Origin of the sequence: Paenibacillus sp. 598K (assembly GCF_003851045.1) — a bacterium.
Taxonomy (GTDB): Bacteria; Bacillota; Bacilli; order Paenibacillales; family Paenibacillaceae; genus Paenibacillus_D.
The window spans coordinates 31,998-51,773 of record NZ_BFBX01000012.1; the positions used below are offsets into that span (position 1 = coordinate 31,998).

A 19,776-nucleotide genomic window follows, 5' to 3' on the forward strand; every position below is an offset into this window, starting at 1 on the left:
TTCTAATGTGAATCTGGAGGCGTACATTCATGGAAACGATTACATTCAATGATATTTTTAAGTCCAACTTTTTGGAGAAAACAAGCAGCTTCTCGCTTATCGATTCCATTGTCGGTTTGCTGGTCGCGTTCGCCGTAGGCTTGTTCATCTACTTTATCTATAAGAAAAGCTTCACCGGCGTGATCTATTCCCATACCTTCAACATCTCGCTCATCATCATCTCAATGGCGACCGCTCTAATCATCATGGGCATCTCCTCCAACGTGCTGCTCTCGCTCGGCATGGTAGGCGCGCTCTCGATCGTCCGCTTCCGGACGCCGATCAAAGATCCGATGGATCTGGTCTATGTCTTCTGGTCCATCGTCAGCGGCATCCTCTGCGGCGCCGGCTTCATCCCCCTCGTCATCATCGGCTCGATCCTGATCGGCATCGTCATGCTCGTCTTCGTCAATCGGATTACCGTCGAGAATCCGTACCTGCTGATCGTCCGTTACACGGAAGGCAAGCTCGAGAGCTCGCTGGAGCATATCCTGACGCAGCATACCCGCAAGCACGCCATGAAGTCCAAGTCGGTCATGCCTGGCGAGGATTATGAGATTACGTACGAAGTCCGGGTCAAGGAGAAGGAGGCCAGCTTTGTCGATACGATCATGAAGATGGATGGCGTCAAATCTGCGGTCATGCTCAGCTACGACGGCAACTTCACAGCTTGATGACCGGATGCTTGAAAGGAGGGATAACTCGATGGTAAGCTCGCGTACGATCATAGGAACCATCCTCTTAATGCTTGCCCTTTTGCTCGTATCGATGCTGCTGCTGCCTCGAGTGGCCGTACCGGCGCGAAGCGCGGGCGAGGGGTATGTCGATACCGTTTTTGACAAGAATCGCGTCACCCGGGTCGATATTACGATGTCGGATGACGACCTGCAGTCGATGCTGGACAACCCGCTTGCCGAGGAGAATAAACTGGCCGATGTAACCGTGAACGGCGTCACCGTCAGAGGAGTCGGCGTCCGCACCAAAGGCAATTCCTCGCTTCGCTCGATAGCGCAGAACGAAGAAACGAATCGCTATAGTTTCAAAGTGGACTTCGACTATTACACGGATCAAAGTCTGAACGGTCTGAAGAAGCTTAATCTGAACAACAATTTTAGCGATGCCTCCTTAATGAGGGAGGTACTGTCATACGAAATCATGGAAGCCATGGGGGTGCCAACGCCGGGCTACTCCTATATGTATGTATCAATCAACGGTCAGGAATGGGGACTGTACGTCGGTGTAGAAGCGATCGAGGAGACGTATCTGGCCAGACACTTCGATGCCGGAACCGGCGACCTCTACAAGCCGGAAGGCACCGGCAGCGACCTGGTATGGATCAGCGACGACATCGATGATTATCCAGGGCTGATTCTGAAGACGAACAAGAACACTTCCAGTGGTCAGTCGACGATTCGGTTTCTCGATGCCATCAATAATGACGGCGATCTGGAATCCGTGCTTGATGTCGACAAGGCGCTCCGCTATTTTGCGGTTAATACGGCGCTGGTCAATCTGGACAGCTATCAAGGCACTATGAAGCACAATTATTATCTGTATGAGGAAGACGGCGTCTTCTCCATCCTCCCGTGGGATTATAACATGTCGTTCGGCGGCTTCAGCTTTGGCGGCGGGATGCGCGGAGGCATGGGCCAGCCAGGCCAGGGAGGCGCCCCGGACGATGGAGCCGCCTCGGGCGTAGAAGGCGGCCCGGGAGAGAGAGCTGCCATGGACGTGGGAGGCGCTGCGGGCGACGGCATCGCCGCTCCACGCCAACAAGCCAGGACAGCTCCAGGCCGATCGCAACGGAACACGCCAGCTGCAGCTCAGGACGCAGGCGGCGATGACGCGACCAGGCAAGAGCGCGGCTTCCGAGGCGGCATGGACATGGGCGGTATGCTGGACTCTGGCGCCAACTTCATGAATGAGAGCAATATTAACTTCAGCATCGAAACGCCGGTATCTGGCGCGACGCTCGAGAGCCGCCCGTTGTTAGCCTCGCTGTTGGCGGTCGATGAATACAAGGAGAAGTATTACAAGTATCTGGAAGAAATTGCGACCACGTACTTCACGGAGGATTGGTTCACGACGAAGACGGCGAACATCTCGGCGCTGATTCTTCCGTATGTGGAAGCCGACCCGACTAAGTTTTTCACTACCGAACAATTCCTTCAAGGCGTATCGGGAGACAACAGTCTGACCGCCTTTGCCGTCAAGCGCTCCGAATCGATCCTTGCCCAATTGTCTGGCGATCTCGTCGTGGAGGTCGATACGAGTCAGGGCTTCGGCGGCGGAGCGCCAGGCATGGGTATGGAGGGCATGCAACCCCCTGAAGGGATGCAGCCGCCGGAGGGCATGCAGTTCCCCGACGGGATGCAGCCGCCGGAGGGCATGCAGTTCCCCGACGGGATGCAGCCCCCGGAGGGCATGCAGTTCCCCGGCGGGTTCGAGCCCGGCATGGGTGGCGGTCCCGGCGCTTGGGGAGGCGGCCCGCAAGGCTCTGCCGCGAACAATAAGACAGGCTACAGCAACGAATTCATGCTCTCATCCGGGGTCAGTATCGCCGTATTGGCAGCAGGACTCTGGTTCGCGGCCCGCTTCCGCAGACGACGCATATAATAAACGTTCACAGACGACCTGGCTCCCTCTCATCGGGGGATGCCAGGTCGCCTGCTTTTGCACTCCTTACTTCACTATCGCCAATGTCAAGCCGTCATAGGCAGGCAGGATCGTGCTGACGAGTCGCTCGTCGGTCGCCATCCGTTCGTTGAAGGCGCGCATCGCCTGGACGGAAGGGCCGTTCTTGGCGGAGTCGGCGACACGGCCGCGCAGCAGCGTATTGTCGCCGGCGATCACCGCCCCCGGCCGGGCGAGTCGGATCGCATAGTCCAGATAGACGGGATACCCTTCCTTGTCGGCGTCGATGAAGAAGAAGTCGAAGCGACGTCCCTCCGCCTCGAGCTCCGCCAGACTTGCCGAGGCGTCGCCCAGCCGATACTCGACCTTCTCCCCCAGCCCCGCCGCTTCCATGTGGCGACGCGCCACATCGGCATACTCCGCCTTGAGCTCCAGCGACGTCAGCTTGCCCTCGGTCGACAGTCCTCTGGCCAGACAGATGCCGCTGATCCCGCCGAGCGCGCCGATCTCGATGACGTCTCGGGCCCCCGACATCTGCACGAGCATCGTCAACATCCTGCCATAGCCCGGCGCGATCGATATTTCGGGCATGCCCGCTTGCTGGATGCCGTCCTGCGCCCGGATCAGATCCGGATCGGGCGGGTACACCCCGTTCGCATATTGCTCCGCTATTTCTTTCATCGTATTGCCCCCTTTGCCATTTGTAACCTGCCTCGCTTTGTCCTATACTTGATTGTATGTTTTTGCGCGGCGGAGCACAATGCCGAGCGGCTCCGTCACGCGCTGAATCTCGAATCGGAAGAGGTATAAAGGATATGACTAACTTGCAACTCATCGCGACGTGCCCGATGGGACTCGAGGCCATCGTCGCTCGCGAGCTCCAGGATCTGGGCTACGCAGACACCCGCACCGAGAATGGCCGGGTCAATTTCAGCGGCGGTCCGGCCGATATTTGCCGCACCAATCTGTGGCTGCGCACGGCGGACCGGGTGCTGATCAAGATGGGCGAATTCGAGGCGCGCACCTTCGACGAGCTGTTCGAGGGGACCAAGGCGATCGACTGGGCCGACTACATCCCCGCTAACGGCGAATTCCCGGTCCAAGGCCGCTCCCATAAATCGCAGCTGTCGAGCGTGCCCGCCTGTCAGGGCATCGTCAAAAAAGCGATCGTCGAAAAGCTGAAGCTGGCCTACCGCACCGAATGGTTCCCCGAGGACGGCGATCTGTACGCCATTGAGGTGCAGCTGCTCAAGGACCGCGCCCAGATCGTCCTCGATACGACTGGCCCAAGCTTGCATAAGCGAGGCTACCGCAAGCTGGTCACCGAAGCGCCGCTCAAGGAGACGATGGCGGCCGCGATGGTGCTGCTCAGTCGCTGGCGGCCCGAACGCCCGCTCTACGACCCGTTCTGCGGGTCTGGCACGATCCCGGTCGAGGCAGCGATGATCGGCTGGAATATCGCGCCGGGCTTGCGCCGCAGCTTCAGCAGCGAGCCGTGGCCGATCATCGGACAGGCCGCCTGGGACGACGCCCAGGACGAAGCGTTCGACGCCGTCAGGGACGACATCCCGCTGCAGATCGGCGGCTCCGACATCGACGGCAGCGCGATCGAGATCGCTCTCGCCTCGGCCGCCAAGGCTGGACTCGCCAAGCAGCTGACGTGGCAGACGATGCCGGTCCATGAGGTGCGTCTCGAGGGCGAATACGGCTGCATCATCACCAACCCGCCCTATGGCGAGCGTCTGGGCACGGACCGCGAGGCCGATCGCGCCGTCCGCGAGCTGGGCGCGATCGCAGCCGCTGCGCCGTCCTGGTCGGTCTTCGCGCTGAGTCCCTCGCGCGAGTTCGAGCGCGACTATGGCAAGCCTGCCCACAAGAAGCGCAAGCTGTACAACGGCCGGATCGAGTGCTCGCTCTATCAGTACCTTGGCCCGCTGCCTCCCTTCCGTCAGACGGAACGGCAGGATTAGGCGGCATGGGAAGAACGATGCCCTCGTTCCTGCGCACCTCCGTGCGCATCCCTGGTCTTGAGCTGATCGTATTCGTCCTGCTGATGCTGCTCAAGCTGTACCTGTTCGACGCGTCGATCAACGTCCGCAACATGCGGATGGGGCTCGACGATGTGATCGTCGCGACGGGGACGATCGGCCTCATCGTCTTCTGGACGCTGTGGCTTTCCCGCCGAGTCCGACTGATCGTCCTGGCCGTGCTTCATCTTGTCCTGACCGTCATTCTCTATGCCGACCTGCTCTACTTCCGCTACTTCCAGGACTTGATCTCGATCCCGGTGCTGCTGCAGGCCGGGCAAGTGGGCGCGCTCGGCGACAGTATCGGCTCGCTGCTGGAGCCCCGCGACCTCCTGCTGTTCGCCGACTGGCCGCTATCCATCGCACTGGCGCTCCGCGTCTTGTTGCGCCGCCAGCCTGCCGTCCGCTCAGCGACGGGCGTCTCCCGCTGGCGCACAGCCGCGCTGCGGGTCGTCCTCAGTCTGGTCGTATGCGCGATCAGTCTGGCTCTCGTCTTCGTGCCGATCCAGATCGCCAAGCGGACGTGGGCGCAAGGTCTGTTCGTCGGCATCTGGTGGAATGTGTCGCTCTACAATGTCACCGGCCTCTTCGGCTTCCACGGCTATGACGCCTATGTGTATGCGAAGAAGGCGATCGGCCAGCAGCAGCTGCCGGAGCCTGAGCTGCTCGAGACTGCCAAGTGGCTCGAGGAGCATCGCTCGCGGACGACGCCGCCGCAGGATGACGCGCTGTTCGGCGCGTACCGCGGCGCCAACGTCGTTATGGTGCAGGCAGAGGCGTTTCAGAGCTTTTTGATCGGCCGCTCGTACATGGACCAGGTCATCACGCCGAATCTCAATGCGCTCATCGAGGAAAGCGCGTATTTCCCTGACTTCTATCATCAGACGGCGCAGGGTCGCACCTCGGATGCGGATTTTGCCGCCCAATGCTCGCTGCAGCCGTTGCCGACCGGGTCGGTGTTCATCCGTTATGCCCAGCATGCCTATAGCTGTCTGCCCGGCGTCCTCAAGGACAATGGCTACGATACCGCAGTGTTCCATGCCTACGACGGAGGCTTCTGGAATCGCAATGTCATGTACAACACGATGGGTTATGCCAACTACTATAACCGCAGCGATTACATCATCGACGAGCCGCTCGGCTGGACGGTTGGCGACCGTTCGTTTTTCCGCCAGTCGACGGAGAAGATGGCGCAGATGAGCAGTCCCTTCTACTCGTTCCTCATCACGCTGACCAGTCATCATCCGTATCCGATGCCGAAGAGTCATCATACACTGGCGCTCGGCGAGCTGGAGGGGACGATGTTCGGCGACTATCTCCAGAGCGTTCACTATGTCGATCAGGCGCTCGGCTCCTTCGTCGAGGATCTGAAACAGCGCGGCCTGTGGGAGCGTTCCATCTTCGTCTTCTACGGCGATCATGACAACTCGATCCGCGACTGGCAGCCCTTCGAGACGTTCCTCGGCGAAGAGCTGTCCGAGCTGCGGCGGGAGCAACTGCAGCGTCAGGTGCCGCTCATCGTGCATACGCCGGACAGCGGTCTGGCGGGCGAGTATCCCGGGGGCGGACAGCTTGACATCGCGCCGACGCTGCTCCACCTGCTCGGCATCGACACCGGCGAGCCCTTCATGCTGGGGGCGCCGCTGCTGACGGCACAGCCGCCGCAGGAACGGATGGTCGTCTTCCGTAACGGCGCTTATGCCACCGACTCGCATTATTACACGCCTGCCGCCGATGGTATCCCGGAGCACGGCGTCTGCTACGACCTGGCGACGGGCGAGCCCGCCGGGACAGACGCCTGTGTCGACCAGGCCGCCGAGGCGCGAGCGCAGCTGCTGCACTCCGATCGCATCATTAACTACAACCTGCTGCCCCGTTTGCGCGAGCTGCGAGAGCGCTGATCCCGATGCCTCGCATCAACATAAAGAGCTGTCTCCCCGGTCCGTAAACCGGCTGGAGACAGCTCTTTTTGATTAACGCTTGAAGAAGGCCTTCGCCTTCTCGATCGCTTCGTCCTCGGTTGGCGCCTTGATGTAGCGACCATTGACGAAAATGAAGGCATAACGCTTGCATGGTCCGCAGTAGGATTTACAGCCGACCTTCACCTCGGTATCCGGCAGCTCCTTGCTCAGCTTGTTCAACATCGTCTTGACTTTGACATGCTGGCATTTATCGCAGATACGAATATCGTTGGTTGCCATCGACTTAATGATCGCCGTGATTGCCTTTGGACGGGTTGGTAATGGCGAACCCTTCCTGCGGCACATAGAAATAGTCGATCCGCACGCCGTCGAGCATCGGCTCGTTTTTGCTCAGCACGACATCGATTTCCTTGTCGGTCGAGACAACCTCGTCATTGTCCGTTGCGACATCAAGCGACATGCCGTAATGCGCATGGTCACCGTGTTGATGCGTCACCGAGACGCGCAGCATTTTTCCTTCGTTTTCCGGCTTGTCCAGCTCGGCGCGCAGCACCTTTGCCGCATTGCGAGAAATTTTGCATTTCATCGTAGGTCATCTCCTTGAGTGTAGAAGTGAAGTATACGTCACGAAGCCCCGTCCCGGCTCGCCGGGACGAGGACAGTGGAAAACTCCAGCAGATACAGACTATACCTCTCATTGTATAGGATATTGGCTTGCCAATTCAACTGTTTATTTGCGGCGGTAGCCAGCAGCGATCTACAGCGACTGCACATCTGTCTGCTGAGCGCTCAGGTCCGTCAACAGTTGGATGTACAGGCTTTTGATCTCAGCGTACATATCCACCAGCTGCGTCAGCGGCAGCGGGTTAACCCCGCAGCCTGCCTCGATGGTGAACCCCGGACGGCCGAAGGCGTAAATAAACCAGTCCTTGTAGCCTGCATCGCTGCCCTCCAGCTTCACCGCCTCGTATCCGCTCGCCTTCGCTAGCCGTCGAGCCAGACCTTCGGCATGCGGCGGCTCATAGCCCCGATAGTTCCAGTAGATCTCCTGTCCCTGCGTATGCAGCGACAGCACCGTCTCAAAGTCCTTGCGCACCGTCCATGCCGCCATCGCCTGCGCCTCCGGTTCGCTGAGCGGCGTCGGTCCCGGATAATCTCTTGGCCCTGGACCAGACACGGCGCGCCGGGCGTACTCCTCCTCCCAAAAGGCGGGATACTGATCGTTGAGGTCTACCCCGCGAATGTTGGCCTTCCATTGCTGGAAGTCTGACGAGCCGCCATTCCAAGCTAGCAGACGTTCCCGCCATGGATGCTGCTCGGTCGCGCCGTCCACGACCAGCTCGACGCCATCGGGGTTGACCATCGGCACAAGCCATAGCGTATATCGCGAATAGACCTCTTGCAGGTCCAGCCATCCGAATGGCTGATCGTCGGCATAGCAGCACGCCAGATCCTCTACCAAGGTCATCGCTATAAGTGACGTGATCCATTCGTTGGCGTGACAAGCGGCATGCAAATGGAGTCGGCTCCCTCCTTCGCCAAACCGGATCGCCTCGATCGGCTTGCCCATGACGCTGTAGCCGACAACCTCCCGCTCCAAAAATGGATACGCCTTCGTCAGCGACGACACGTCCGCCTCGCAAAATGCCGGATGATATCCCGTCTCGTTCGCAGCGATCCGCGATGCCCTGTGTGCAACCCAGTGCTCCGGTCGGTAGAGTAGCGATTTCAACACGTTACAACCTCCTTCATGCTCCCGCAAGAGATGGACCTCCGACACGCTCGCTTGAAGCCAGACGCGGCCGCGCCGTGACGAGCCCGGCCTCCCGGGCCGTTGCAATTACCTCATGTGTATGCATCCAACGGCCATTCATGCCACCAACGCAACGGCAAAGAAAAGACCGCCTTGACCCGAATCGCCGGGCGGGCGGTCTCACATCTCTAACCGATCTTGGGCACCTGCCAGACGACAGGCGTCAGCTCGATCTGCTCATCGAGCCAGTCCTGGGCGATCATCTTGAACAGCCGGGGGTCGCCGCTGCAGCAGAACTGATGGACCGGGATGACATCGCCTTGCGAGAGCTTGCCTTTGTGCTGGAGGATCGTGCTAATCTCTCGCGCCGTCTCCTCGGCAGAGGAGATCAGCGTCACCTCCGGCCCCATCACCGCCGAGATCGTCTCGGCCAGGAACGGATAATGCGTACAGCCGAGGATCAGCGTATCCAGCTGCTGACCCTTCAGTCCTGCGAGCGACTCGGCCACCGCTGCGTACGTCTCGGCAGAATAAAAATTGCCCTGCTCGACGAGCGGCACGAAGCGGGGACAGGCTTGGCTCAGCACCTCGATGTTCGGGCTGAGCTGCTTGAGCGCCTGCTCGTAGGCGCCGCTGCGGATCGTCCCTTCCGTGCCGATGACGCCGACCAGACCGGATTTGGTCCGACCGACGGCAGCCCGCGACCCGGGATGGATCACGCCGACGACGGGGATGTTGACTCGCGCTCTTATATCTTCCAGGGCGACCGCCGTAGCCGTATTGCAAGCAATGACGATCATCTTTGGTCCGAACTGAATGAGATAGTCCACGATCTCACGGGTAAAACGCAATACCTCTTCATAAGGTCTCGGTCCGTAAGGGGTTCGCAGCGTATCGCCGAAGTAGATGATCCGCTCGCGCGGAAGCTGGCGCATCACTTCCTTCGCTACTGTAAGACCGCCTACGCCCGAATCTAGGATGGCTATTGGATGTTGCACGGACACACCGCTTTCCTGGTCATTTTCACGTTGCTGTCGCAAGAACCTGGGCCTGCTACTATGCGCAATTGCTACGAAATAGAATATGTATCGCGGTTTCAAAACGTACCTACATAGTAGCGCAATTTCGGACAAGGTTCAAGGATAGCCAACCCTACAAAGTGAGGATTTGGCCTCGCAGCATACTTAAAGGGCGAGCCGAGGCTCGCCCTTTAAGGTTCAACGGTATTAACGGTAGGATGGCAGCCAATCGCCATGGGCTTCGATTAAATCGTCGCACATCGCGATAATATCGTCCATCGACAGCTCGGCGCTGGTATGCGGGTCGAGCAGGGCAGCATGGTAGATATGCTCCCTTTTGCCCGTGATAGCTGCTTCGATCGTCAATAGCTGCGTATTGATGTTCGTCCGGTTGAGCGCCGCCAGCTGCGGCGGCAGATCGCCGATATAGGTCGGCTGCACGCCGCTGCGATCGACGAGACAAGGCACCTCGACGCAAGCCTCGCGCGGCAGATTGGTGATCAGTCCGTTGTTCATCACGTTGCCGCCGATTTTGTAGGGGACGTCCGTCTCGATCGCTTCGAAGATATACGAGGCGTACTCGTGGGAGCGCTCATGCTTCAGCTCGACGTTGTTGACCAGCTCGTCGCGCATCTTGGTCCAACGTTCGATCTGTTCAACACAGCGGCGCGGGTACTCATCAAGCGGGATGTTGAGCTGTTCGATCAGCTCCGGATAATTGCGCTTGATGAAGTAGGGATGGTACTCGGCATTGTGCTCCGAGGATTCTGTCACATAATGACCGAATTTGAACATCAGTTCGTAGCGCACCATATCATGATGCTTTTCCTTTTGCTTCTCTGCGGCGCGACGCTTGATCTCCGGATACAGATCCTCGCCGTCGCGGGTCGCTTCGAGCAGCCAGGCCATATGGTTGATGCCGGCGATTTTCGTTTTGACGCCCTCGGTGTCGATGCCGAGATCCTTGAACAGATGCGGCACGCATACCTGCACGCTGTGGCAGAGGCCGACAGTAGAGACGCCGCCATGCGTATTCATCACATTGGTCAGCACAGCCATCGGGTTCGTATAGTTCAGGAACAGCGCGTCCGGGCATACCTCCCGGATATCGCGAGCGAAGTCGAGCATAACCGGAATCGTCCGCAGATTGCGGAAGATGCCGCCGATGCCGATCGTGTCGGCGATCGTTTGGCGCAGACCGTATTTTTTCGGAATTTCGAAGTCGGTAATGGTGCACGGATCGTAACCGCCCACCTGGATCGCATTAACGACATACTTCGCGCCGCGCAGCGCCTCCTTGCGGTCGCTGTACGCTTTGACGGTGCATGTGCTGCCCGACGATTGAGCCAGATTGAGCAGCATTTGCTCAGAGTCCTTCAGCCGCTGGGCGTCGATGTCGAACAACGCCAGCTCGAACTGCTGCAGCGCAGGCGTCAGCATGCAGTCTCCCAAAACATTTTTGGCGAAAACAGTGCTGCCGGCACCCAGAAACGTAATTTTGGACATGTGTATTTCTCCTCCTGTGGCATAGGTAGTAAGTATCTCGTGCTTCCTTCACTATAAAAGAAAGACCGCCGCAGAGGTATGGAATAAATAAGGATCGATATGGACAAATGTAGTCTCTTCACGTACTCTCATAGGAGGAGCTATATGACGTGAATTTGCAAAAGGAGATCGATTCGCATGCCTTCAAATCACTATGAAGTATCGCTCGGCATCAATAGCTTGCCGCCGGAAGGCGAATTGTCTGTTCTTTTTAGCGGCTGCGGCAAGCCGTTGCCCTTGCATCGGATGGGACCGGCTGTCCATAACTACTATCTGATCCACACGGTGATGCAGGGACGAGGCAGCTTCGAGATGGCAGGAAAGCGGTACGATTGTCGGGCAGGCGATACATTCGTCATCTTCCCCGGCGAGCTGTTCACCTACGCTGCTGACGCCACGGAGCCGTGGCAATACCGCTGGGTGGCCCTGGTCGGCGCCGCCGCTCCGAAGCTGCTGCAGGCGTTGTACATCACGCCGGCGAGCCCAGTCCGCCATCATGTGGACACGCGCCGAATCCGCGTATTGTACGATCGGATGCGACTGGCCTTCCAGAGCAACGATACGCCGGTCATGGCCGCGCTGGAGGCGAGCGGGCAGCTGCGCCTGCTGCTCCGTCAGCTCGGGACCACATCCGCCGACGCCAGCCTCGCTCCCGCCTCCCGCCCGTCCGATGTCGAGCGCCAGGTCGGTCAGATGGCGATGTGGCTGTCGCTGCAGTATGATCAGAATCTCTCCATCGCCCAGATCGCCAAAACCTTGGGCTACCATCGGACGCATCTGTCCAAAATGTTCAAGCAGGTCATCGGCTTGTCGCCCTCGCAGTATCTGTACCGGATACGGATGGAGCGGGCCGAAAGTCTGCTGGCGAGCGACCTGACAATCGGTCAGATCGCCTCCTCCGTCGGCTACCCCGACCCGCTCTACTTTTCCAAGCAGTTCCGCCGCTGGAAAGGCGTCACGCCTTCAGACTTTCGCCGCGACTTGCCCGGTCAGCCTTGACGGCCGACCCGCTCCAGGACCGTATCAGACGGCCAGCAAGCGGTTTGCCGGGAGCGCGCAAAAAAGCGCGCATGACCAAAATGGCCATGCGCGCTGCGGTTGTGATGCTGAGTGCCCGTTGCCGGGCACAGCCGCGTTATTCTTTTTCTTGCTGAATCGTAACTGCCGGCAGCTCAGTCGCTTCAACGGCGTCCGCAGCTTCGACGACATCGGAGCCGGCGTCGATGATTGCCGCTTCGTCCGTGGCGTCGACCGTCTCCGAGATGGCCGAGGATACTTGCGCCTTGCCTGTGCGGCGTTCACGCCAGGCGCGCACTTCTCCGGCGACGCTGCCGGCAGCCGCTTTGGCCTTATCGACCAGTTGCGTTGTCTGTTCGCCGACCTGGCCAGCCAGCTTGCTCGTCTGTTCGCCGATCACATGGGCGGTTTGTACGGTCTTTTCGCTGACTTGCTGTGCTCCTGTAGCGATGTCCTTGCGGAGTTCCTTGCCCGACTTGGGCGCGAGCAGCAGAGCGCTTACTGCGCCTGCGATCGCACCGACGACTGCACCCAAGAGAAAACTGCTTGACTGATTGTTCCGTTTGCCTGTCATTAGCGATTGCTCCCTTCCGGATTATGATCCTGCGAGGCGCTATCCGAATCGTCAGCCCGGGGAGCGGCTGCGGCTCGCCTCATGCCATGCCTGTCTGTCTGAAGTTTTCCCATTGCGGTCCGTATTTCATACAGATGGTTATGCGCCGATAGCTTCTCCCCGCGGGGGTTCTGGACGAATGCCCAATTTCTAATGATAGTATAGTCAATCCGGGCTTGTCCTGACACACAGAGGGCCAAAAATTATTCGTCCGCGCTGACCTGGGATCCAATCTGGTAGCTGCAGCGGCCACCGCCCTTGGCGAGACATTCGGTCCGCTCGACTCGCGTGCCCAATAGCTGCCGGAACAGCTCCAGCTCGCACTGGCATGCTTGCTGGTAACGATCGGCGACACGGGCAATCGGACAGTTGTACTCATTGAAGACATACCCTTCGACCGAATGCGCCTCGACCTCCACCATATAGCCGCCCTTGTTCTGAATCGCCGCCAGCTCTTGCACCCGCTGCTCCAGCGACTTCTCCGACATGCGCGGACCGTAGCGCTCCAGCAGCTTGCGCTTGCGCCCTTCGAATACCTGATCGATCACCTGCCGATCGTCAAGCTCGTCGAGCAGATCTAGCGTCAAGGTGTGGTAGTTGCTCGGGAAGAGCGCTGCCGACGCCTCTGTCAGCGTATAGACATGGGAGGGTCTGCCCATCGGCTGGCGGACGACGGACAGCTCGACGAACCCGTCCTTCTCCAGCGTATTGAGGTGTCGGCGCACGCCCATCTCCGTCATCCCCAGCGTCCGGGCCAGATAGCCGGCATGGCTTGGTCCTCTGGTCTTCAGCAGGGTCAGGATGGTCTGCCGGGTCGATCCTTCGTGACGGCGCGTCTGTTCCATGTTAGCTCTATCCTTACCGTCCATATTCAGACCTCCTTGGCCCTCCTCGGAGGGTGATCGACGGCATGATGCTTGTAACTACTAACATACAATGAATCCGCGCCGCATGCAAGGCGAACCGCTTATTCGCTGCCGAGCAGCAGCAGGATCACCTGATGCGAGGTCGGCTGCAAGCTGCCTCCCTTGGGTGAGCATTAGCGCCAGCCAACACGGCAGATACCGGAGCGGTGCTCGCCTTCCAGCAGCTGATGCTCGGGCTGAACCGGCTCTCGCCGGCAGAGCTGTTCAATGAAGCGACGACGACGCTGCTCATGCCCGCGGTCCGCGCGCTTGGCCCGCTGACGATGGAGCAGCTCGTCGGGGCGCTGCCGAGCCCGTTGCCGCTCGGCCAGAGCCTGCTGCTCGTCTGGCCGCAGCTGACCGGACTGATCGCCGCGACGATGGTCTGCTTCGGGCTATCCTATTACCTGTTCATGCGTCAGGAGATCCGCTCGCGCTGATCCGCAGCTTGTCATAGCAGACCCATGATGCGCAAAAGACGCTTTCGGAACCACGATTAAAGCGTGGGACTGAAAGCGTCTTTTGCATCTTGTATCGTCAGTTGGCTGCCTCGGCAGCCAAATAGCGTTGCACCGCCTGAGCGAACGACAACAGCGTCTCAGGCAATACCGGGGTGAGCGGATGCAGCTCCGCTCTCGGCCAGTCATAGTACTGCTGCACGAGCGGCTTGCGCAGCTGTACCAGCGCGATCAACGTCTCGTGCAGCTCGTCCGGGAATACGCGCTCGCCATGGATGACATCGATAATATCCTCATAGCTGCTCGCATCCCGCATGATGAAGGCATCGATCAGATAGCTGCCGATGTCGGTGACCGATTCGACAGCCAGATGGAGCGCTCGCTCCTGCGCGAGGCCTTGGAGCAGCGAGCCTTGCCAATCGCCAGCCAGCGCCTCCAGCGCCTCCGCCAGCGCCGGTATGCTGTCGAGGCGGGCCTCGATCTGTTTACGGTCTACATAATACATGGCTTACCTGCCTTTATCCCACATTTTCGAACGGATGATTTATTGTTTCTTTTTGCGACCTCTTCGCTTCAGCCAGATCGTCATGACGATAAAGCTGATAATAACCACGAACAGGTACGTCATCAGCATTCTGCTGTCGTCCATCGATAATCCCTCTTTTGTCTAGGTGGTATAGGGGCGGCGCCCCCGTGGCTCAGCTCTCGTAATCGACGCTGGCGGCGGACTCGCGCACCTGCGACATATGCTCGATTACCTTCTGGTGGACCGGATGCACCTGGTACGCTTGCAGATCATCCAGCGAGTCGAATACTGTCGTCAAGGCGATATCGTACGAACGCTCGGTGTGCAGCACATCAACGCCGACCTCCAGCTTGCGCAGCTGCTCGATCTGCCCCTCCATCGCGCGCAATACATCGGCTGTTGCCTGAACGCTCTCCGGCGAGCGATCCTTCAGCTTAAACAATACAATATGGGTAATCATACATTCATCTCTCCTCGTCTACGGTTGCAGCGCTTGCGCATGAGACAAGCCCCTTTGTCACATAATAACTTAAATGACCGCAACCTAGCAATAAAGGAAGAGGGGAATCGACAAACATGCGTTATCCCGTTACGATAATTGCCACAATCATCGGTCTGGCGCTCTGTCTCTACAACTCTACCGGCTACGATCCGCATAACTTCGTGTTCTTTATGTTCAGCGTGCCTGCGTGGTTCGTCGATCTGTTCATCGATGTCCATGAGGTAAGCGTCCTGTTGATGTATGTAGCTACTGTCCTCTGCTATGCGCTGATCGGCTATATCGCCGATCGGATCATCATGCACGAGCGGTCCAAACGGCCCCGCCGCGCTCGCTAGGCCGCCCGCATCATCAGCCTCTCTGCTCTCGACCAGCCTGGCGACCGCGTCGATAGTCTCCGAGCAACCGCTCGGCCTCGCGGCGCACCACCGGCCACTGCAGCGTGAACTGATGCTGATAGCCCCTCGCGCTGTACTGAACCGCCACTCCCTCGGCGTGTCGCCGCTCCTCGGTGATGCGGATGCCGTCCGCGATTATCTGGCGCTTGGCCGCCGCCTGCTCGAGCAGCACGCGATCCTGCAGCGCCCGCAGCATCGACTCGTACAGCTGCGGCAGCTTCATCTCCGACGCGGCTACGATCCCGATATCATGATCGAGGATCTGCACCGCCACTCGCAGCAGCAGATATCGCTTGAGGAGCGCCAGCTCCCCCTCCGTCTGGATCGGCTGCGCCTGGATTGGCTGCGTATTCACCGTCGACCGGGCCTCAGCCGGTGTCGCCGTCTCTCTCATTATGTATTCCTCCCATATAACAAGAACATTTGTTCTTATTATACCGAACGCACGATCGTATGGCAAGCGGAGTTTGACGCAGACTTCTGACAATACGAGAAAGGGGCGTCCCTAAGTCAGTTATGACTTTTAGGACAGCCCCTTGCTAGGTATTGCCAATCATTTTGCCCGTCATACGCTTTATATCAATTCTCAGTCGTTCCAAAGCTCTACGCGAGCTTTGACGAACTCCTCGCGTCCCTTCTCGGCCTTGTCGACGCCTGCGCGGTCGAGCTCCTGCATGTAGGCGTCCCAGATGGCGTCGAATTCCTCCGGCTTGGCCAGGATCGCCTCGGGGATCCGCTTCCATGTAATGTCGCGCAGCTTCGTATCGAGTATGCTCACTTCATGCTCGCCAGGGATCGTAATATTCCAGGCTGCGCCCCACGGCTTCACCTTGAAGTTGTCCTCGCTCGGAAACAGATCCTTCCAGATCGACGCGTCATAGGCGGCAAGCACTTCCTTCTCGATGTCGTTGTAGCCCTCGATCAGCTGCTCCGGGAAGTTGGTTGTGTAGTAGTTGCCGGTCGAGTCCAGCACGCCGTCGCCGTAGTGACCGCCGATGTTCGCATACAGTCCGATGCCGACCTCGCGTTGGAAGTTGGCAGCGTCGTTGATCTTGCGGTCGTTCACCTCCGCAGGGATGACCCGCTTGCCGTCGACAACATTATAGTGCTCGCCCTCGACGCCCCAGTTGAGCAGTATTTGTCCTTCTTCCGAAGCCAGATAGTCTAGGAATTTGATCGCCCGCACCGGGTCGGGGTTATCGACGCTGATGCCGACGCCGTATCCGGACATGAAGCCGGTCGGCCAGAACGAGGTTTCCAGGAACTCCTCCGACATCGTCACCGGATAATGCCCGTAGGTGCGGTCGAACTTGCCTTCGGCCTTCAGCGCGTTCTCGCCGTCCTGATAATCCCAATCCTGGTCGATCAGACCAAGCACACGGCCGCTGGCGACTTTCGCGTTGTATTGGTCATGCTTCTGCACGAAGGTCTCGGGGTCGAGCAAGCCGGTTGCGTTCATATGGTTCAGCCAGCGGAAGTATTCCTTCTCCTCCGGACGTCTGAAATGATACGTTACCTTCATCGTATCGATATCGATATGGTATTCGCCGTCATCGGAGCCGCCTGTTGTGAGGAAGGCCGGGTTTGTGACAGAGATGTACATGCGCCAGTCGTCCGAATTGAGCGACAGACCGACGTTTTTGTTGCCGCTCTCGTCGGTAGGATGCTTCTCCAGGTAGGTGCGGATCGCATTTTCGAAGTCCTTGACCGTACGGATCTCGGGGTAGCCCAGCTCCTTGACGACGCGATGCTGCAGGTTGAACCCGCCGCCGGCATTAAAGTTGACGCTGTCCACGGCCGCATAGGTCGGGATGACGTAGATGGCTTTGTCTTCGTTGCTATAGCGCAAGCGCTTCATATAATCGCCGAACAGCTTTTTGATATTCGGGGCATGCTCCTCGATGAGATCGGTCAGGTCGAGCATCGCGCCGACATCCACCAGCTTGCTGACATCGTTTTTGGCGCTGATCAGGTCGGGGTATTCGCCGCTGGCGGCGATGAGCGCCACCTTTTGCACCGGGTCGCCTACCGCGAACTCGGCATCAAGCGTCACGCCGGTCTTTTCGGTGATGATTTTGCCGATCGTATCCTGCATACCCGCCCAGTTCGGGCTCGGGTCGGAGCTGAAAAAGCTCATCGTCATCGGCTGCTCGCTGCCTACATTTTCGCCGCCATTTGTTGTACCTGGCGTTTCTGGCGTATTGTTGCCGCCGGAGCATGCAGCCAGCAGACCGACCAGCATCGTGGCGGACAGGAGCACGCCCGTGAATTTTTTTGATTTCATGTTGCATAACCCTCCTCTTCAAATATAAAGCCAGACTTTCTCTCGCAACGCGTGTCTCTCTATGTTAACAGGCTGCCCTGCAAACATCAGCTTTAGCTTTTGACTGCGCCAAGCGTCATGCCCTTGACGAAATACCCTTGCAAAAATGGATAGACAAGCAGGATCGGGACGGTAACGACGATCGTAATCGCCATCTTGACCGACTCCGGCGACACCCGGCTCATCACCTGGGACATGTTCTGACTACGGAAATCGCCGCCGCTGTTGCCGGTTGTTGTGCTCTGAATGACCTTCATCAGCTCGTATTGCAGCGTCGTCAAGCTCACATTGGAGCCGTTATACAGGTAGGTGTCCAACCAGGCGTTCCACTGGCCGACGGCCAGGAACAGGGCGATCGTCGCCAGCGCCGGCTTGCTCAGCGGCAGGATGACCCGCCAGAAGATGGTCCAGTCGTTGGCCCCGTCAAGCTTCGCCGACTCTTGCAGCGCATACGGCAGCCCGTCCATAAACGAACGGATGATGAAAACGTTGAAGGCGCTGACTAGTCCCGGCAGCACGTAGACGGCAAAGGAGTTCATCATCCCCAAATCGCGAATGAGAATGTAGATGGGGATCAGACCGCCGGACACATACATCGTGAGCGCCAGGAAAACCGAAATGAAGCGCCTGGCTTGAAAATCGACGCGACTCAGCGTGTAGGCGAGCATCGCCGCGCTGGCCAGCCCCAGGAATGTACCGACCACCGTCCGCAGGATCGAGATTTTCAGACCAGTGAGCAACGTCGGAAACGAGAAGATCGCGCGGTAATTTTCCAGGGTGAAGTCTCTTGGGTAAAACGTAATGCCGCCCCGTATCGTATCGGTCGAGTTGTTAAAGGAAATCGCCAGGACGTTGAGAAACGGATACAGCGTAACGACCGTGACGAACGTCAGAATAACGTAGACGCTAATATCGAAGATGCGGTCCGACCAGGACGCTCCGGCCCAGGTTCTGTTCATGATGCGAAGCCTCCCCTACATGATGCTTTCTTTGGTCAAGCGCTTGAAGGTGCCGTTGGCGATAAACAGCAGCAGAATGCTGACCATCGAGTTGAACATATTGATCGCCGTGCCGAAGGAAAACCGTCCCATGCCAAGCCCGTAGTTGAGCGCGTACAGATCGAGCACCTCCGAATAGTCGCGCACCAGATTGTTGCCGAGCAGGAACTGCCGCTCGAAGCCGATGCTGATCAAGTGGCCGATCGACATGATGAGCAACACGATGATTGTCGTCCGGATGCCCGGCAGCGTCACATGCCAGATCTGCTGAATGCGGCTCGCGCCGTCCACCTTGGCCGCCTCGTACAGCTCCGGACCGATGCCAGCGATTGCTGCCAGATAGATGATCGCATTCCAGCCGCTCTCCTTCCACACGTCAGCCGCCGTAACGATTGACCAGAACCAGTTGCCCTTGGCCATGAACTGGATCGGCTCGTTGATGACGCCGAGGAATAGCAGCACATCGTTGACGACGCCGTTGTCCGTCGAGAGCATCTTGGTGATGATGCCGGCGACGACGACCCAGGAGACGAAGTGCGGCAGGTAGGAAATCGTTTGCACGAATCGCTTGACGACCTGCTGGCGAACCTCGTTGAGCAGCACCGCTAGCAGGATCGGCACGGTAAAGCCGGCGATCAGTCCCATAAAGCTCATCGCCAGCGTATTGCGCAGCACCAGGTAGAAGCGCTCGTCCGAGAACAGCGTGACGAAGTGCTCGAAGCCGACCCATTCTTGCTCGAAGAAGGAGCGCCCCGGCTTGAATTTCTGGAATGCCATCGTCCAGCCCCACAGGGGCAAATAGCTGAATACAAATACCCAGATGACGAAAGGAAGCGACATCAAGTATAAGTAGCGTTGCTGCAGTAAAATCCGGAAGAACCGGCCTGCCTTCGGTTGGCGCTTGTTAGACTCCGGTTTCTTGGCTGTGATCGCTTCCATTGTGAACCCTCCTTGCGTGGTGATTCCATCTTAACGAATTTGAAGCGTTTGCAGTACCCTACGGATTGGGCCGAAAATCAGATAAAAATTAGTGATGTGCGTCGGCGCAAAAACAGCAAAAAGCCTTGCGCAAAACAGCGACATGCTGTCTTGCGCAAGGC

The 19,776-nt window shown here is 58.4% G+C and carries 20 protein-coding genes and 1 pseudogene; 7 read left to right on the forward strand and 14 right to left on the reverse strand.

The window, feature by feature from the left end:
- Nucleotides 1-29: 29 nt before the first annotated feature.
- Together PA598K_RS05610 and PA598K_RS37770 are read left to right on the forward strand one after the other, a co-directional pair.
- Nucleotides 30-713: a DUF4956 domain-containing protein gene (locus PA598K_RS05610; RefSeq protein WP_128655992.1), complete on the forward strand. Its 684-nt coding sequence runs from the start codon at nt 30-32 to the stop codon at nt 711-713.
- A gap of 31 nt (nt 714-744) precedes the next feature.
- Complete coding sequence (locus PA598K_RS37770) at nt 745-2,655, forward strand: CotH kinase family protein (RefSeq protein WP_260405281.1); 1,911 nt, start codon at nt 745-747, stop codon at nt 2,653-2,655.
- Between the two features lie 66 nt (nt 2,656-2,721).
- Here PA598K_RS37770 and PA598K_RS05620 read toward each other — a convergent pair whose 3' ends face one another.
- Nucleotides 2,722-3,354 (reverse strand): O-methyltransferase, encoded by a 633-nt coding sequence (locus tag PA598K_RS05620; RefSeq protein WP_128655993.1) that lies wholly within the window; start codon nt 3,352-3,354, stop codon nt 2,722-2,724.
- A 134-nt stretch (nt 3,355-3,488) separates the two neighbouring features.
- On the opposite strand from PA598K_RS05620, the gene PA598K_RS05625 reads away from it, so the two are divergent.
- Nucleotides 3,489-4,643: a THUMP domain-containing class I SAM-dependent RNA methyltransferase gene (locus tag PA598K_RS05625; protein ID WP_128655994.1), complete on the forward strand. Its 1,155-nt coding sequence runs from the start codon at nt 3,489-3,491 to the stop codon at nt 4,641-4,643.
- A 5-nt stretch (nt 4,644-4,648) separates the two neighbouring features.
- The gene (locus PA598K_RS05630; RefSeq protein WP_128655995.1) at nt 4,649-6,601 is read left to right on the forward strand and encodes an LTA synthase family protein; all 1,953 of its coding nucleotides are present in this window, start codon (nt 4,649-4,651) and stop codon (nt 6,599-6,601) included.
- A gap of 72 nt (nt 6,602-6,673) precedes the next feature.
- Here the strand turns inward: PA598K_RS05630 and PA598K_RS05635 are convergent, their stop codons facing one another.
- The 5 genes from PA598K_RS05635 to melA form a co-directional block, all read right to left on the reverse strand.
- Nucleotides 6,674-6,901 (reverse strand): DUF1450 domain-containing protein, encoded by a 228-nt coding sequence (locus PA598K_RS05635; protein ID WP_128655996.1) that lies wholly within the window; start codon nt 6,899-6,901, stop codon nt 6,674-6,676.
- 4 nt (nt 6,902-6,905) lie between these two features.
- Nucleotides 6,906-7,208: an iron-sulfur cluster assembly accessory protein gene (locus PA598K_RS05640; protein WP_128655997.1), complete on the reverse strand. Its 303-nt coding sequence runs from the start codon at nt 7,206-7,208 to the stop codon at nt 6,906-6,908.
- 171 nt (nt 7,209-7,379) lie between these two features.
- On the reverse strand, nt 7,380-8,357 hold the full coding sequence (locus PA598K_RS05645; protein WP_260405282.1) for a M14 family metallopeptidase: 978 nt from the start codon (nt 8,355-8,357) through the stop codon (nt 7,380-7,382).
- Nucleotides 8,358-8,563: 206 nt separating this feature from the next.
- Nucleotides 8,564-9,373 carry a glutamate racemase gene (gene racE, locus PA598K_RS05650; RefSeq protein ID WP_128655998.1) on the reverse strand — a complete coding sequence of 270 codons (810 nt, stop codon included), beginning with the start codon at nt 9,371-9,373 and terminating at the stop codon, nt 8,564-8,566.
- 228 nt (nt 9,374-9,601) lie between these two features.
- Nucleotides 9,602-10,900 carry an alpha-glucosidase/alpha-galactosidase gene (melA, locus tag PA598K_RS05655; protein WP_128655999.1) on the reverse strand — a complete coding sequence of 433 codons (1,299 nt, stop codon included), beginning with the start codon at nt 10,898-10,900 and terminating at the stop codon, nt 9,602-9,604.
- A 177-nt stretch (nt 10,901-11,077) separates the two neighbouring features.
- Here melA and PA598K_RS05660 point away from each other — a divergent pair, with 177 nt between their 5' ends.
- Nucleotides 11,078-11,938: a helix-turn-helix transcriptional regulator gene (locus tag PA598K_RS05660; RefSeq protein WP_128656000.1), complete on the forward strand. Its 861-nt coding sequence runs from the start codon at nt 11,078-11,080 to the stop codon at nt 11,936-11,938.
- Nucleotides 11,939-12,074: 136 nt separating this feature from the next.
- Here the strand turns inward: PA598K_RS05660 and PA598K_RS05665 are convergent, their stop codons facing one another.
- Together PA598K_RS05665 and PA598K_RS05670 are read right to left on the reverse strand one after the other, a co-directional pair.
- Nucleotides 12,075-12,530 carry a YtxH domain-containing protein gene (locus PA598K_RS05665; RefSeq protein ID WP_128656001.1) on the reverse strand — a complete coding sequence of 152 codons (456 nt, stop codon included), beginning with the start codon at nt 12,528-12,530 and terminating at the stop codon, nt 12,075-12,077.
- Nucleotides 12,531-12,772: 242 nt separating this feature from the next.
- Nucleotides 12,773-13,438 (reverse strand): helix-turn-helix transcriptional regulator, encoded by a 666-nt coding sequence (locus tag PA598K_RS05670; RefSeq protein WP_128656002.1) that lies wholly within the window; start codon nt 13,436-13,438, stop codon nt 12,773-12,775.
- Between the two features lie 215 nt (nt 13,439-13,653).
- On the opposite strand from PA598K_RS05670, the pseudogene PA598K_RS05675 reads away from it, so the two are divergent.
- Nucleotides 13,654-13,914: pseudogene (locus tag PA598K_RS05675) on the forward strand (ABC transporter permease); the annotation flags it as partial.
- A gap of 97 nt (nt 13,915-14,011) precedes the next feature.
- On the opposite strand, the gene PA598K_RS05680 reads toward PA598K_RS05675, so the two are convergent.
- Nucleotides 14,012-14,437: a DUF86 domain-containing protein gene (locus tag PA598K_RS05680; protein ID WP_128656003.1), complete on the reverse strand. Its 426-nt coding sequence runs from the start codon at nt 14,435-14,437 to the stop codon at nt 14,012-14,014.
- Nucleotides 14,438-14,630: 193 nt separating this feature from the next.
- Nucleotides 14,631-14,918: a Dabb family protein gene (locus PA598K_RS05685; protein ID WP_128656004.1), complete on the reverse strand. Its 288-nt coding sequence runs from the start codon at nt 14,916-14,918 to the stop codon at nt 14,631-14,633.
- Between the two features lie 116 nt (nt 14,919-15,034).
- Between PA598K_RS05685 and PA598K_RS05690 the strand changes: the two genes are divergently transcribed.
- The gene (locus tag PA598K_RS05690; protein ID WP_128656005.1) at nt 15,035-15,295 is read left to right on the forward strand and encodes a hypothetical protein; all 261 of its coding nucleotides are present in this window, start codon (nt 15,035-15,037) and stop codon (nt 15,293-15,295) included.
- 13 nt (nt 15,296-15,308) lie between these two features.
- Here the strand turns inward: PA598K_RS05690 and PA598K_RS05695 are convergent, their stop codons facing one another.
- The 4 genes from PA598K_RS05695 to PA598K_RS05710 form a co-directional block, all read right to left on the reverse strand.
- Nucleotides 15,309-15,749, reverse strand: a complete 441-nt coding sequence (locus PA598K_RS05695) for a hypothetical protein (protein WP_128656006.1) — start codon at nt 15,747-15,749, stop codon at nt 15,309-15,311.
- Nucleotides 15,750-15,941: 192 nt separating this feature from the next.
- Entirely contained in the window at nt 15,942-17,639 is a 1,698-nt protein-coding gene (locus PA598K_RS05700; protein ID WP_128656007.1) for an ABC transporter substrate-binding protein, read from the reverse strand.
- Between the two features lie 92 nt (nt 17,640-17,731).
- Nucleotides 17,732-18,637 (reverse strand): carbohydrate ABC transporter permease, encoded by a 906-nt coding sequence (locus tag PA598K_RS05705; protein WP_128656008.1) that lies wholly within the window; start codon nt 18,635-18,637, stop codon nt 17,732-17,734.
- Nucleotides 18,638-18,652: 15 nt separating this feature from the next.
- A complete protein-coding gene (locus PA598K_RS05710; protein ID WP_128656009.1) occupies nt 18,653-19,615 on the reverse strand; it encodes an ABC transporter permease in 963 nt (320 codons plus the stop codon).
- Between the last annotated feature and the right edge of the window lie 161 nt (nt 19,616-19,776).